13 protein-coding genes are annotated in these 15,089 nt (G+C 63.3%); 10 read left to right on the forward strand and 3 right to left on the reverse strand.

All coding sequences use genetic code 11. The annotated features are described in order from the left end of the window. Positions 1 to 18: 18 nt before the first annotated feature. Positions 19 to 984, forward strand: a complete 966-nt coding sequence (locus ACVNHC_RS11240; RefSeq protein ID WP_457167312.1) for an alpha/beta hydrolase family protein — start codon at positions 19 to 21, stop codon at positions 982 to 984. A gap of 21 nt (positions 985 to 1,005) precedes the next feature. On the opposite strand, the gene ACVNHC_RS11245 is transcribed toward ACVNHC_RS11240, so the two are convergent. After that, a complete protein-coding gene (locus ACVNHC_RS11245) occupies positions 1,006 to 2,427 on the reverse strand; it encodes an RtcB family protein (RefSeq protein WP_457167313.1) in 1,422 nt (473 codons plus the stop codon). Between the two features lie 522 nt (positions 2,428 to 2,949). Further along, positions 2,950 to 4,503, reverse strand: coding sequence for a TROVE domain-containing protein (locus ACVNHC_RS11250; protein ID WP_050473014.1), 1,554 nt, complete (start codon positions 4,501 to 4,503; stop codon positions 2,950 to 2,952). Between the two features lie 212 nt (positions 4,504 to 4,715). On the opposite strand from ACVNHC_RS11250, the gene rtcR reads away from it, so the two are divergent. Then, positions 4,716 to 6,332, forward strand: coding sequence for an RNA repair transcriptional activator RtcR (rtcR, locus tag ACVNHC_RS11255; protein ID WP_123195028.1), 1,617 nt, complete (start codon positions 4,716 to 4,718; stop codon positions 6,330 to 6,332). 10 nt (positions 6,333 to 6,342) lie between these two features. Here the strand turns inward: rtcR and ACVNHC_RS11260 are convergent, their stop codons facing one another. Continuing rightward, positions 6,343 to 7,473: an ABC transporter ATP-binding protein gene (locus ACVNHC_RS11260; protein WP_050473012.1), complete on the reverse strand. Its 1,131-nt coding sequence runs from the start codon at positions 7,471 to 7,473 to the stop codon at positions 6,343 to 6,345. A 150-nt stretch (positions 7,474 to 7,623) separates the two neighbouring features. Between ACVNHC_RS11260 and ACVNHC_RS11265 the strand changes: the two genes are divergently transcribed. From ACVNHC_RS11265 to ACVNHC_RS11300, 8 genes are all read left to right on the forward strand, one after another. Continuing rightward, positions 7,624 to 8,310 carry a GntR family transcriptional regulator gene (locus ACVNHC_RS11265; protein WP_457167314.1) on the forward strand — a complete coding sequence of 229 codons (687 nt, stop codon included), beginning with the start codon at positions 7,624 to 7,626 and terminating at the stop codon, positions 8,308 to 8,310. Further along, entirely contained in the window at positions 8,307 to 9,254 is a 948-nt protein-coding gene (locus ACVNHC_RS11270) for an alpha/beta hydrolase (protein WP_457167315.1), read from the forward strand. Before ACVNHC_RS11265 ends, ACVNHC_RS11270 begins: the two co-directional genes overlap by 4 nt. A gap of 45 nt (positions 9,255 to 9,299) precedes the next feature. Continuing rightward, a complete protein-coding gene (locus tag ACVNHC_RS11275) occupies positions 9,300 to 10,526 on the forward strand; it encodes an ABC transporter substrate-binding protein (RefSeq protein WP_457167316.1) in 1,227 nt (408 codons plus the stop codon). 313 nt (positions 10,527 to 10,839) lie between these two features. Next, entirely contained in the window at positions 10,840 to 11,766 is a 927-nt protein-coding gene (locus ACVNHC_RS11280; RefSeq protein ID WP_050473009.1) for a carbohydrate ABC transporter permease, read from the forward strand. Further along, positions 11,766 to 12,599 (forward strand): carbohydrate ABC transporter permease, encoded by an 834-nt coding sequence (locus ACVNHC_RS11285; protein WP_457167317.1) that lies wholly within the window; start codon positions 11,766 to 11,768, stop codon positions 12,597 to 12,599. The genes ACVNHC_RS11280 and ACVNHC_RS11285 overlap by 1 nt, the downstream gene beginning before the upstream one ends. A gap of 26 nt (positions 12,600 to 12,625) precedes the next feature. Beyond that, positions 12,626 to 13,513: a sugar phosphate isomerase/epimerase family protein gene (locus tag ACVNHC_RS11290; RefSeq protein WP_457167318.1), complete on the forward strand. Its 888-nt coding sequence runs from the start codon at positions 12,626 to 12,628 to the stop codon at positions 13,511 to 13,513. Then, positions 13,513 to 14,511 (forward strand): Gfo/Idh/MocA family protein, encoded by a 999-nt coding sequence (locus tag ACVNHC_RS11295; RefSeq protein ID WP_457167319.1) that lies wholly within the window; start codon positions 13,513 to 13,515, stop codon positions 14,509 to 14,511. Before ACVNHC_RS11290 ends, ACVNHC_RS11295 begins: the two co-directional genes overlap by 1 nt. A 131-nt stretch (positions 14,512 to 14,642) precedes the next feature. After that, a complete protein-coding gene (locus tag ACVNHC_RS11300) occupies positions 14,643 to 14,897 on the forward strand; it encodes a hypothetical protein (protein WP_157757124.1) in 255 nt (84 codons plus the stop codon). Positions 14,898 to 15,089: the final 192 nt, after the last annotated feature.

Consider the following 15,089-nt stretch of genomic DNA (forward strand, 5'->3'; position numbering starts at 1 on the left):
CAAACCGGAGACCCGGCCTTGCACAATTGCCAAGCGCAGCATCAGGAGATCACACGCCCGGCACCTGCCGCCAAAGAGGGTTCACGTATTCGCCTGCGTGCCCCCGATGGGGTGCCGCTCGGCGGGCTTGTCTGGCGCCATCCGGCCCCGGATCCGCGCCGTCCCGTTGCCGTCATCGCCCCCGCCACCTCCGTACGCTGCAGCTACTATGGGCGCTTTGCCGGCTATCTGCATGAGCATGGCTTCGAGGTGCTGACGCTCGACTATCGCGGCATCGGCTTTTCCCGGCCCGCGAGCTTGCGCGGCTTTCAGGCGGATTGGGCCGACTGGGGCGATCTGGACGTGGAAGCAGGGCTGCAGCTGGTGGAACAGCAATGGCCGGGCCAGCCGCTGCATCTCATCGGCCATTCCATCGGCGGGCTGGCGATCGGCCTTGCCCCCTCCGCCCGCAGGGCCGCACGTTTGCTGACCGTTGGCGCACAGCATGCCTACTGGCGGGATTACGATCCGCAGCAGCGCCGCCGCATGTATCTGAAATGGCACGTGTTCATGCCGCTGGTGACGCGGCTCTTCGGCTATTTTCCAGGCAAGCGCCTTGGCTGGCTGGAGGATACGCCCGCAGGCGTGGTACGCGACTGGAGCCGCATGGGGCCGCAGCTTGCCGAGCACCTGCGGCAGGACATGTTCACCGGCGGCGAGCGGGAGGGCGAGATCCTGACCCGCCGTCTTGCAAGGATCACCGCGCCGCTGCTCGCCATCGGCCTTGATGACGACCCTTTCGGCACGCCACAGGCACTGGAGCGGCTGCTAGCCTGCTACAGCGCCAGCCCCCGGCAGCATCTGCGCCTGGGCCCGGAGCACAGCGGCGGCGAACCCATCGGCCACTTCAACTTTTTCCACACCCGCTTCCGCCCCACCCTCTGGCCCATTGCCCTCAGGTGGCTACAGGAGGGCGATGTGAATACGGCTGGCATCAACCAGTGACGCCAGCCGCCATATCAAAGCTCATCCGCGGCGGCGCTTGCGCCAGGGCGCGTCCTTCTGCCAGTCCCCCGCCATGATGCAGCCGAACGGGATCACCTCGTCCACCACCTCGGCAAGACCGTATTCGGCAATCTGCGCCCGCACGCTGGCCGCAGACTTGTAGGCACCCGGCAGTTCCGACACGTCCGGCTTTCCGCAGAAGAACCGGGCATCAAGCCCCTTCGTCTCGCGGGCCATGATGTCCGCGATGTTGTTAGGGCTGAGCCCCCTTGCATCGGCACCACATTCCTCCGCCAGCTGGCGCATATGCGCCGTGCGTGACAGGTTGCGCCCCGCACCATGCGGCGAGAAGCCGAGGCCATTGGCCGCATTCGAGCCGCGCACGATCAGCACCGGTTCCGACATGTTGAGGGGAATGATCGTCAGACCGCCCGCATCCGCCGCCCAGCCATCAAAGGCGGGCGTAGCGCCCTTGCCGTGATAGAACAGGCCATCGGACTTGCGGAACACGAAGTTATGCTCGTTCCAGAACCGGTCAGACACCTTGGCCGAAAGCTTCTCTGCCGCCATGTCATGCAGCACGAAGTGGTTTTCCTTCGTCCAGGTGCGGATAATCTGGAGCGCTGCCCAATAGGTCTCGCCTTCCTCGCTATCAGCCGGAATCCAGGCATTCTGCTGCAGGGTTTCCGGCGACAGCAGCTGACGGAACCGGTTCGCCACCGACATGCCGCGCTCGTAGAGCCGGGCACCCGGCCCGCGCGAGCCATGATGGGTGACGAGTGCGGTTTCGCCCGTGGACTTCATCGTGCCCACATAGGCGAAGTGGTTGCCATCACCCTGCGTTCCGAAATGACCGACGCCGATGCCCAGCGTCTGCCCTTCGAGATAGGGGTTGTTCTGGAAGGCCGCGAGCGTTGCCTGCGAAGGCTTCAGCCGCTGATCCTCAGGACGTCCGCCGGGACCGAAATGGGTCACCGAATGGATGGCATCCAGCAAGGCCTTCGGGTCCGTTCCCGGGAAGATCGAAATCGCCATGGAGCAGCAGATATCGGCCGAATGCATGCCCGGATGAATGGCCTCGGACGCCACGATCCCGCCAACCGGAATGGTCCCGGAGGGACCGGACGGACAGGCATCGGGCATCACCGCCGCAGCCTTCACCACGGGCGTGCGCGCAAGCACCTGCATGGTCGCCTGCACCTTGGCGATATTGTCCTCTTCAAGATCATTCTCCGCCCGGATGTTCATGTGGAGCGGAACGCTGCCCGCCAGTTGCAACGGCAGAACGGGCCCGGGCTGGAAGGCGCGGGCAGCCTCGAGCGCCGCATCCATCGTTCCACCATTGCGCAGAACCTGATTGGCGGCGTCCAGCGCCGGGCGGAACCATTTGCCCTGCGGCATGCCTGCGTTGATGAGGTCCTGTCCACTCACGATAACGGTCATGATCTTTCCTGCCTTTGCAGTCCTTCTGTTTGTCATGTTCGCGTGTTCTGGGCTGCTGCCCTGCCGCCGGAGAACCGGCAGCAGGGCGTAGCGGCGACAAGGGAGAACGAAACGCGGATGGTCCCGCCCATGCCAGAGAGCGATGCCAGAATGGGAGTCGAACCCATTGAACCATCCTAGGGTGGAGGCTGTAGTTCCGTTCGGCATTCGCCGCTGCAGTCCGCACATGGCGGCAAGATTGGAGAAACTCTGACAGCCAGCCTTGCGGCCGGATGACATGAGGGATTTGAACCCACCGCCCCGAAGGGCTCCCGATGTGTTTCTTCCGGCATCCGCCATGCAGTTCAAATAAAGCCCGTGACGGCTAGGGGTGGAGGAACGCCTGCTCTACCGCTGAGCTACAGGACCACAAGGTTGCGGCCCCGGCGGGATTCGAACCCGCGACCTGGAGATAAGGAGTCTGTAGTTCCATCCGGCATCCGTCACGGCACCCTGCGCCGTTACCAGCGGCGCAGGGCATTCTCAAAGATCGATGGCCTCGATCTGGCGAAGCCATGCCTCCGGACCGGAGTTTCCGGCCGCAAAACGGCTGATGGCTCCATAAACGGCATCCGAGAAGCCGCCGATATTCAGCACATCCGCACCAGACGCAGGCGTCTGGACATAGGGCTGGATATCAAGGCACACGAGCCGCGCAGCCGGGTTATGGCGCTGGATACGGGTCCATTGCGCCATCATGCCCGTTGTCTGGCCGCCGCCGCCCGCATCCATCCAGGACTGGTTGTCCGAGACGAACACGACCAGGTCCACCCGCGCCCTTTCCTTCACCAGCTGCCGCAGCGGTGCGGAACAGTCCGTCCCGCCGCCACCGATGGCCGCCAGCTTCGATGCGTTGGCCATCACGCTGTCCCTGGAGTTCAGGTGAAGCGGAACAACCTCTTCGGCAAAGGGCAGCACGCGGGTCCTCCGGTTCTTCCGCAGGAAGGAGGCAGCCACGAGGGCCGCCACATCGATGCAGCGAACGACGGAGGTGGCGCCCGGACGGTAACCGGTCACGGGCGAACCCATGGACCCGGACACGTCCGGACAGATCACCACATTGCCCGGCACCTCGGGCACGCTGGAGATGGCAACCTCCATCGCATCCTGCAGCGCATCGGCAACAACCTCAGGCACGTCCTTGCTCACCATCTTCCACGCCACCAGCAGCTGGTAGGGGAAGACGCGTGCCCTGCGGACGGCAGCCGGATCAGCGAGCCTTGCAGCAATCCGCTCTGCCACGCCCGGCACCTCGAACACACCCTTGCGGGCAAACATGTTGAGGTTCTGGCGCACCATCTGCCAGGAGCCGTTGAGTGCAACCTCCGCCCACTGCTCCTTCGTCAGAGGGAGAGAGGTGAGCATCTGGAACGGCACCGGCGGCAGCGGCAGGCTGGTATCGCGCTTGAAGGCCTCGAAAGCCGCCACGGGCGCCGGCAGCGCCGACACGTCATAGGGCTTGCCGATGGCCCAGGCATAGAATGCCGCACGCGCTGCATCCTGAGGCTTGGGGTGAACCATGCGGATCACATCGGCCAGCGACGGATCGTTGCCGGTCATCGCCTGCAGCAGCTGCTCATCCGTACGGCTTTCCAGCCATGCACGCACCATCCGCTTCGGGCGGCTTCCGAGCGACTTGCGCCCGGCAGCACCGGACCGCATGACCTGCACGAAACCGCGCAGCATCTTGCCGCTCTTCACCACACGCGGGAATGCCTTCGAAAAGGCATCGCTCTCAAGGCCCGACAGGATCGCCAGCAGCATCACCGGCATATCCTTCATGTGGCCCTGTTCCGCCGCATAGATGGCAAGCCTTGCCAGAAATTCCGGATCAGCTTCGGCAGCGTGCTTGAGCAGATCCTCCAGCTGGTCCTGCGCTTGTGCGTAGAAAGTATCGCTGAAGGTACCGGTCACTGCGTACTGGGCCAGCGCTTCACGTGCACTCAAGGCATGGGCCGGAGCGCCTGCGTGATTGACCGTATCAGTCTTGCGCAGAAGCTGACCGAAATAGGTCTTGAAGATTGCCTTGTTCACCATGGCAGCACCTCATCAATTCGTAACTGCCCTCTCTATTTCAAGCATCGTGCCAATTCGTGTCACCGGATGAAAAGCAGCACAAAAAATCAATTAAATCATTGAAATTATTATCTTTAAAAAATCATCCTTCGATCCCTACCGATTTTGGACTGGAATCAGCCAGCCAAGAAATATTATATAGCTTTATAAGATTTATAATTTTGGATATCTGCATGAAACGCCGCGTTGCCATCAGCATCCTCGGAACCACTCTCGACATGGGCGGCCGCAGTGATCGCTGGAAGCGGTGGCGGCCGAATGTCGCCCTGACGCAGCAGCCGGGCCTCTTCTTCGACAGGGTGGAGCTTGTTCACGACAGCCATTTCGACCGGCTGGCCCAGACGGTGATCCGGGACATCGACACCGTGTCTCCCGCCACCGAAGTGCGGCAGAACATCATCAACCTGTCAGACCCATGGGATTTCTCTGAGGTCTATACAAAGCTGCGCGACTTTGCCCGCGCCTATCCGTTCGATCCGGACGCGGAGGACTATCTCGTCAACATCACCACGGGCACCCATGTGGCGCAGATCTGCTGGTTCCTGCTGACGGAAGCGCGCATCATTCCCGCAAGGCTGCTGCAGCTCTCCCCGCCGCGCGACAGGGAGCCGGATCAGGACTACTCCGGCTCACACACGATCATCGACCTCGACCTTTCGCGCTATGACGAGATCGCCACCCGCTTTGCTTCGGAACAGGCGGAAGCCGCCTCCTTCCTCAAGTCCGGCATCTCGACCCGCAACACCGCTTTCAACCGGATGATCGACGAGATCGAGCGTGTCGCCATGCGCTCCAGCGCGCCGCTGCTTCTCACCGGGCCAACGGGCGCGGGCAAGTCCCAGCTGGCCAGGCGGCTCTATGAACTGAAGAAGGCCCAGCGCAAGGTCAGCGGTCCGTTTGTCGAGGTGAACTGCGCCACGCTGCGGGGTGATCAGGCCATGTCCGCCCTCTTCGGCCACGTGAAAGGCGCTTTCACCGGCGCCTCGTCCGAGCGGGCGGGCCTGCTCATGTCGGCGGACAAGGGTGTGCTGTTTCTGGATGAGATTGGCGAACTGGGACTGGACGAACAGGCCATGTGCCTGCGCGCCATCGAGGAGAAGCGCTTCCTGCCGGTAGGCGCGGACAAGGAAGTGTCGGCCGATTTCCAGCTTCTCGCCGGCACCAACCGGGATCTGCGCGAGGAGGTGCGCAAGGGGCGCTTCCGGGAAGACCTGCTGGCCCGGCTCAACCTGTGGACCTTCCAGCTGCCCGCCCTGCGTGACCGGACAGAGGACATCGAGCCCAACCTCGACTTCGAGCTGCGCCGCTTTCTGGAGCGCGAGGGGCAGAACGTCACCTTCAACAAGGAAGCCCGCGAGCGCTATCTCGCCTTCGCCTCCTCTCCGGCTGCGGCATGGAGCGCCAATTTCCGTGACCTTTCCGCCTCGGTGACACGCATGGCCACCCTCGCCCCGCAAGGACGCATCACCGTGGAGGAGGTTGCCGCGGAAGTGGCACGCCTGAAGGCGGCATGGGCGGGGGCAGCACAGGAAGACGCAGCCGGTGATATTCTCACTGCCGCACTGGGAGCAGAAGCTGCAGCAGAGCTGGATCTCTTCGATCAGGCCCAGCTTGCCGCCGTTCTGAAAGTCTGCCGCGAGCACCCCAGCGCCAGCAGTGCGGGACGGGCACTGTTCGCCCGCTCCCGGCTCGGCAAGAAAAGCAGCAACGACGCGGACCGGCTGACCAAATACCTCGCACGTTTCGGCCTGAAGTTTGACGAAATCCAGCGCCGGACAGGAGACGCCTGAGCTTCCTCCCTCACAAACGCACACCAGTCTGCGCGTCGAAGACGTGCAGGCAGTCGCGGCGGAAGCGCAAGGGCAGGCGGGTGCGGGCGGCGGGGCCCAGACTTGAGCCAAGACTTGAGCCCTGACTTGAGCCAGCACCTGAGCCCAGACCTGAACCGGGACCGGCGGGAAGGCGGACGGTGAGCTCGCGCCCGGCCCAGAGACAGATGGCAAGGGTATCGGAGCCAAGCTCCTCCAGCACATCCACGTCCACCACGAGATCAGCCTCGGCTTCACTGCAGGCGTCGATATGCTCGGGCCGGATGCCCACGTCCACCTTGTGTCCGGGCTCAGCCGCAAGACCGGGCATCCGGACCATTGCCCCGCCGTCCAGTTCCACGGCCGGGCTGCCATCGGAACTGATGACCACACCGGGCAGGATGTTCATCTGCGGTGAGCCGATGAATTCGGCGACGAAGCGGCAGTTGGGGCGCTCGTAAAGCTCCAGCGGGCGGCCATGCTGGATGAGATTGCCGCCGCGCAGCACCACCACACGGTCGGCCAGCGTCATGGCCTCCACCTGATCATGGGTGACGTAGATGGTGGTGGTGCGCAGCATGCGGTGCAGACGCTTGATCTGGGTGCGCATTTCCACCCGGAGCTTGGCATCGAGGTTCGACAGCGGCTCGTCAAACAGGAAGACCTTGGGCTTGCGCACGATAGCCCGGCCCATGGCAACGCGCTGGCGCTGGCCACCGGAGAGCTGGCCGGGCTTGCGCTCCAGATAGTCTTCAAGCTGCAGGATGCGGGCGGCTTCCTCCACTTTCTGGCGGATCACCTCCGGCGCCTCGCCGCGCATCTTCAGGCCGAAGCCGATGTTCTGCGCCACGCTCATATGCGGATAGAGGGCATAGTCCTGAAACACCATGGCCACGTCGCGGCCCTTGGGCTCCACATCATTGACCACGGCCTCGCCAATGCGCAGCGTGCCGCCGCTGATCTCCTCAAGCCCCGCGATCATGCGCAGCATGGTGGACTTGCCGCAGCCGGAAGGGCCGACAAAGGCGACGAATTCCCCGTCCCCGATCTCCAGATCGACGCCATGAATGGCCTCCACCGCGCCATAGCGTTTGACGACCTTCGCCAGCTCAATCCGCGCCATCGTTTCCTCCTCAAGCTCGTTTGCATTCATACCGCATTCCGGCCTCCCAGCCGGAAATTTCAAAACCATATTATCAATAGGGTTGACATTATCAATAAGAATGCGATTATCAATACGACTGAAATACCCGTGGCGAACGGAAGATCCTGCATGAGCGCCGTTGAAAACCTCAGATCCCGAACACAGCCCAGCCGCAGCGAACTGGTTGAAGAGGCTTTGCGCCGCGAGATCGTTCTCGGCAAGCTGGCGGCAGGCGAGGTGCTGCGCGAGCTGGAGCTGGCCCAGCGTTTCGAGGTGGCGCAGGGCACCATCCGCGAGGCCCTGATGCGCCTATCCGAGGAAGGGCTGATCATCCGCCGCGCCCGCCGCGACACCCATGTTTCCCCGGCGAATTCCGAAGACGTGCGCGAGCTGCTGCACATCCGCCACGACATCGAATGCCGGGCCGCCATCCGCGTGGCGGAAGCAACCGATGGCACGCTGATGAAGACGCTGGAAGGCCACTTGCAGATGATGCGCCTTGCCGCTTTGCAGGAGGACGAATATTCCCTGCTGCAGCACGACTGCCACTTCCACCTGAGCCTTTTCGCCGCCGCGCATATGCCTGTGGTCGAGCCGGTGCTGGCCCGCTGCCTCGTGCACAGCCAGCGCTTCAAGATCCTCAACAGCCGCGCCGAAGATCGCGACCTGATGGCAACGGCCAACCGGCATGTGGTCATCATCGAGGCCGTCGAGGCCCGCGATGCCAAGGCGCTGCATCAGGCCCTCTCCCATCACATCTCCACCATCGTCGATCTGGGGCCGGCGGTGATGACGGTGGGGGGCATGCCATCATGAAGGCGGACCGCGACACCCTGCCCCTGCCCCTGCCGCCGCTTGCCCCGGAGATGCAGGCCGTGCTGGACCGGTTGATGGCCGAAGACGGCATGCAGCCGGACCCGACACAGCTGCTGCCCGCCGAAGGACGCGCGAAGGCCGAAGCTGCCAACCGGCGCTGGAACGGCCCCGCCCCGGCCATGGCACGGGAGCTGATCGTGGAAACGCCGGCCGGACGGCGGGCATTCGTCTTCATCCCCCCGTCCGATACGGGCCGCGAGGCCATCCTCTATATCCACGGCGGCGGCTGGGCCTTCTGCTCGGCGGCAACCCATGAAGGCGCGGCCCGGCGGCTGGCTCAGGCAACGGGCGCGCCCGTCATCACCTTCGATTACCGGCTGGCGCCGGAGCATCCCTATCCGGCCGGGCTGGAGGATTGCCTGTCCCTCTGGGCGGAGCGCGAACATGTCCTTACCGGCCGGCGCTGGTCGGTGTCTGGCGACAGCGCCGGGGCAAATCTGGCGCTGGCGCTGATGGTCCGCCTCAAGGGTCGCGATCTGCCGCATTGCGGACTGCTGTTCTATGGCGTGTTCGACGCGGACTTTGAAAGCCCCAGCTACCGGCAGGTGGCCGATGGCCCCGGCCTGACGCGCGGCAAGATGCAGCGTTACTGGGACTTCTATGCGCCGGAGGACCAGCGCCTGTCCGATCCCTGCCTGACCCCGGCGCGCGCATCCGATGAGATCCTCGCCGCCCTGCCGCCGCTTTATCTCAATGCCGCGGAGGTCGATCCGCTGCGCTCCGACAGCGAGGCGCTGGCCGCAAGACTGCATGCGCTTGGCCGCAAGGACCCTTTCGACACCGTGCCCGGTGTGGTGCACGGCTTCATGCAGATGAGCATCTGGCTGCCTCAGGCGGAGGCTGCCTTTGACCGTGCGGGCGAGGCGTTCCGCACGATGACCTGAACCCGCCGTAAATTACCCGCGAGTTCTTTGGGAGGAGAATAGCACATGAAGACCATGATCAGCACGCTGGCCCTCGTGGCCGGCCTCGGCACCGCTTTGCTTGCCGGTCAGGCGGATGCCGCCAGCACCGTGCGCTTCTGGTACCACTTCGACAACCCGGAAAACCCGATGTCGGATCTGGTAAAGAAGTTCGAGGAAGCAAACCCGGATATCAAGATCGATGCCCGCAATATTCCCTGGAACAGCTATTACGACAATCTCTACACCGCGATAGCCGGCGGCAATGCCCCGGACGCGGCGATGCTGAAGATGTTCGCCCTGCCGCGCCTTCTGGAAATGGAAGCGCTGGAGCCGCTGGATGAGCGGATCAACAGCTGGGACGGCAAGGACAACATCCTCGACAACCTGTTCGAGCTGACCAAGGCGCAGGACGGCAAGCATTATTATCTGCCTGTCCAGTATGTGGCGCTCTATCTCTATTACCGCGCCGACATGTTCGCCGAGCTGGGCCTGACCCCGCCCAAAACCTGCGAGGAGCTGCGCGATGCCGCCATCAAGCTGACGCGCGACATCAACGGCGACGGCAGGATCGACACCTACGGCTTCGGCTTCCGGGGCGGCAAGTCCGGTCACGAGCATTGGGGCACCTTCACCCTTGGCCGCACCGGTGTGGCGCTGGATGCAAGCCTCAACTCCGAGGCTGGCGTTGCCGGCACCCAGTTCGTCGTCGACCTGTTCCAGAAGGACAAGGTGTTCCCGCCCTCAGCCCCGAATGACGGCTTCCAGGAAATCATCGGCGCCTTCAAGACCGGCGTGACCGCCATGACGATCCACCACGTGGGCTCTTCCCGCGATCTGGTGGCCGCTCTTGGCGACAAGGTCAGCGCCGTTCCGGTGCCCGAATGCGGCGGCGGCCGCTGGACCACCTTCGGCGATGAATCCAGCGGCGTCCTCTCCTCCGCCTCCGACAAGGAGGCCGCATGGAAGTGGATCTCGTTCCTCTCCACTGAAGGCAACAACGCGCTCTTCAACACTGCGACAGGCCAGCTGCCGGTGACCAAGACCGACACAGCCAGCTGGAACGGCCATGAGGCACGCTTCGTTGAAGCTACGAAGGACTCGCTGCCCTTCGCCCACCTGCTGCCGGCCTCGTCCAACACGCCGGAGTTCGTCAACACGGTGTGGCCGGCCAACATGCAGCGCGCGCTGCTCGGCCAGATCACCGCAGCCGACATGAACGCAGCCATCGCCAAGCTGTTCGAAAAGCAGTGACGAGGCGGGAGGCGGAGGGCTTCTTCGCCTTGGAACCCGGCCTCCCCGGCCCCCTCCCCCTGGTGGGGAGGGGTAAGGGGTGGGGGGCTCTGAGCCTGCAACAAACTGAAAAATCAAAAGTTTCTTGGACGGGTTATCGATAGGGAATGCCATTTACGACCATTTATCTCCCTGCCCACCGGAGAGGCTCTTCCCCCCACCCCTACCCCCTCCCCACGAGGGGGAGGGGTGCGGAGGCGCCCCAAATCCATCTGCTGACACCAACACTGAACACGCGCGCAAGCCCGGCCCGCAAACCCTGAAGAGCCAGACCATGTCCAGCATTACGCGGCCCCACGGCGGGGACATTCAGACATCACGGCGGGCGGCCCTGTCGCGGCAGGTTCTGCCGCTGGCCCTGCTGTCCCCGGCTGTTCTGGTCACCCTCGCCATCGTCTTCTTTCCGATGGTGCAGACCGCCTGGATGAGCCTGCATCACTATGTTCTGTTCCGGCCCCGAAGCTTCGAATGGGCCGGGCTTACACACTATCTGGCGATCCTGCAGGACGAGATATTCTGGATCTCGCTGCGCCACACGGTGCTGTGGATTGCGCTCACCGTTCCGGCACAGGCGCTGCTGGGGCTGGCCACGGCGCTGCTGCTGAACCAGAGCTTTCCCTGGCGGCCGCTCGCCCGCGCCCTCATCATCATTCCCTGGGCGCTGCCCTCGGTGGTCATCGCGCTGATGTGGTCGTGGATCTACGATTCCAACTACGGCATCCTCAATGACCTTCTGCTGCGCATCGGCATTCTGGAAACCTCGATCCCCTGGCTCGCCAATCCGGATACGGCGCTTTACGCGATCATCCTGACGCTCACCTGGCAGGGCTTTCCCTTCTTCGCGGTGATGATCCTCGCCGGTCTCCAGTCGATCCCCAAAAGCTACTATGAAGCGGCCGCCATCGACGGCGCGTCTACCTTGCGCCAGTTCTGGCACATCACCCTGCCGGGCATTTCGGGCGTACTGTTCACCGCCATCCTGCTGCGCACCATCTGGGTGGCCAATTCGATGGACGTGATCTTCGTCATGACCGGCGGCGGGCCGGGCTATTCCACCTACACCCTGCCGCTCTACGCCTTCCTCGAAGCGCGGACCAATCTCAACTTCGGCTATGGCTCGGCCTTGGCCATGACTTTCACCCTGCTGCTTCTGGGCGTGGTGGTGCTTTATCTGAAACGTTCGGCAAAGGCGGTGCAGTGATGGCCCTCGGACGCAAGACAACCCTCACCCGCATCCTGACGGTCGACCTGCCGATGCTGGCGATCCTCGCCTTCACGCTGGGGCCTTACCTCTGGATGGCGCTGACCTCGCTGACGGCGGAAGACAAGCTCTTCACCCGGGGGCCCTCGCTCGCCGATCTGGTGATGAACAACTATGAGCGGCTCTTTGCCAATGTGGGCTTTGCCCGCAACATGCTCGACAGTTTCATCATCGCCTCGGGTACGGTGGTGGTGGGCCTCGCCCTGTCGGTCTCCGCCGCCTACAGCTTTTCGCGCTTCGACTTCCGCTTCAAGCGGGTGCTGCTGCTGCAGTTCCTGCTGATCAACATGTTCCCGCTGGTGCTGCTGATCCTGCCGCTCTTCGTGCTGATGCGCCAGCTCGGACTGCTCGACACCCACTTTGCCCTGATCATCGCCAACTCGACCATCGCCATCCCCTTCTCGGTCTGGATGATGACGAGCTACATCAACGGCATTCCCCGCTCGCTGGATGAAGCCGCGATGACCGACGGCTGCTCGCGCCTGCAGGCCATGACGAGGGTGGTGCTGCCACTGTGCACCCCCGGCATCATTGCCACGGGCATCTACATCTTCATCACCGCATGGAACGAATATCTCTACGCCCTCACCCTCGGCGGCCAGAGCGTGCGCCCCATCACCGTCGCCGTGCAGAGCATGATCGGCGAATACCAGGTGCAATGGGGCCTGCTGACTGCCGGCGGCATCGTCGGCGCCATGCCCGCAACCCTCCTTTTCCTGATCATGCAGCGGCGGCTGGTGGGCGGCCTGACGCAAGGCGCCGTGAAGGGCTGATCCCATCCAAGACGAGGACCTATTCCGTGAAAAACCCCATCGGCATCATCTCGATGCAATACACCCGGCCCTTCACCAATGCCGCACTGCCGTTCCTGAAGAAGACCCGCGCACTCGGCTTCGATTTCATCGAGCTGCTGGTGCCGGAGCCGGAGGATGATCTCGACCCGGACGAAGTGCGCCGCATCTGCGCGGGCGAAGGCCTCGGCATCGTGCTCGCCGCCCGCGTCAACCTGCAGCGCTCCATCGCCAGCGAGGATGCGGGCGCACGCAAGGGCGGACAGGATTACCTCTCCTATTGCATCACGGCGGCAGAACGCATCGGCGCCACCATCATTGGCGGGCCTCTCTATGGCGAGCCGCTGGTCTTTGCCGGACGCCCGCCCTTTCCCTGGAGCGCAGACCAGATCGCCGCACGCGCCGCCCGCACCATCGAGGGCCTGTCCATTGCAGCAAGGCAGGCGGCGGACGCTGGCAAGGTGTTCGGCCTGGAGCCGCTGAACCGCTTCGAGACCGACATCATCTGCACCACCGCGCAGGCCATCGAGGTTTGCGATGCGGTGGCGAGCCCCGGCCTCGGCGTGATGCTGGACACGTTCCACATGAACATGGAAGAGCGCTCCATTCCGGACGCCATCCGCGCCGCCGGACACCGGCTGGTGCATTTCCAGGCCAATGAGAACCACCGCGGTTTCCCCGGCACCGGCAACATGGACTGGACGGCCATCGCCCGCGCCCTCCATGCGGTCAGCTACGAGGGCCCGGTGTCGCTGGAGCCCTTCCGCCGCGAGGATGACCGGGTGGCCCTGCCCATCGCCCACTGGCGCGCACCCCACGAAGACGAAGATGAAAAGCTGCGGGCGGGCCTTGGCCTGATCCGCTCTGCCCTGACATTTGCTGAGGTCAATCACTAATGACGATCAAGATCGGCTGGATCGGCTGCGGCCGCCACGCAACCTGGATGCTGCTGCCGCAACTCGCCCGCAGCGGCTTTGAAATCACCGCCGTCTGCGACCGGGACGCGGCCGCCGCCCGCAATGCCGCCCGGCAATTCGGTGCAACATCCGTCCATACGGACTTTGAAGAGATGATCGCGGCTGGCGGCATTGATGCCATCGGCATGGCGGTGGGGCCGGATATCCACTATCGGGCAACCCTTGCCGCCCTGAAGCGTGGGCTGCCGGTGTTCATGGAAAAGCCGCCCGCAGCCACGGCGGCGCAGGCGCTGGAACTGGTCAGGGCCTCGGAAGCCGCCCGCGTGCCCGTCACCGTCGGCTTCATGAAGCGCTACTCGGCCGGCAACAAGGTTGCGAAGAACATTCTTGATGGCGGCGCCTTCGGGCAGGTGCTCGGCATTCACGGCAGTTACATGACCGCGCCAACCTATTTCGCCGGAGAGGTGGATTATACCGGCTTCTACCTGCATCACTGCGTCCACTACATGGACCTGATCACCTGGTTTGCCGGATCCGAATTTGCCGACGTGCGCCTGCGCAAGAATGTGTCGGACAAGGGCAAGATGCTGCTGCACATGAATTTCGAATGCGAAAACGGCGTCATCGGCAACATCATCATGGGCACGGTCCAGTCGCGCGGCACGCCGATGGAATTCGTCCAGATCATGGGCGACCACAACCGTATCGAGGTGGAGAACGTCATCAACGTCACCTGGCACCGCAACCCGCCCTTCAAGGTGGATGACCCGCAGGCGAGCCTTGATCCGGGCTGCGACAGCCTCACCTGGTCACCCAACTTCACCGCCGCCGCCAACGAGGACTACAAAGGCTACCACGCCCTCCTCCTCGACGTGGCCGCCACCATGCGCGGCGAGAGCAACAATGCTCCGCAGATCCATGACGGCTGGCTGGCGATGAAGCGGCTGGAGACAATGATTGCGCTGATCGAGGGATAATCCCAATTCTCGATGAGCTTGACTCATCAAGAATTGGTCAAGCCCGTGCAGCGCCTGAGCAATTTCAAGGCGTGATCCGTCAGCATCGAAAGCCTTGGTCTAAGGACAGGCGGGGAACTGGCAGCGGCACGATGAACGGCCGTGAAGATGTTGGTGCTTGGGGCCGCCCCATGAAGCCTGCCTGCCCCGCCTGCGATCAGGAACAGAACCATACGACGCAGATCCTGCCCGTGTTGATGCCACGAACACGGGCCACGCTGTCCCTGTGCGCGGCGGCAATCGCCGGCACAATGACGGCGAAAAACTACGGACAGCCCTGCTTGCCTGCAAGAAAAACAGCGACAGAGGCCCTGCACAACAAGACCCCAGAGCAGCCGGCTTGCTGACCAAAAGCTGAAGACAGCAAGACTTGGGCGCAACACTTCAACTTCAACCAAAAGTTGATATAGTTTTATTAAAAACTATTGCGCGATATTTTGATTGCCAGATGTATACCCCTGCGGTAGCTTAACTTGCGGTTGCGCAAATGACAGCCGCTCCGGAAAGTTCAATCTATCCAGGCACAGCTCCAAACAGCT

The organism is Pannonibacter sp. Q-1 (genome assembly GCF_054073275.1).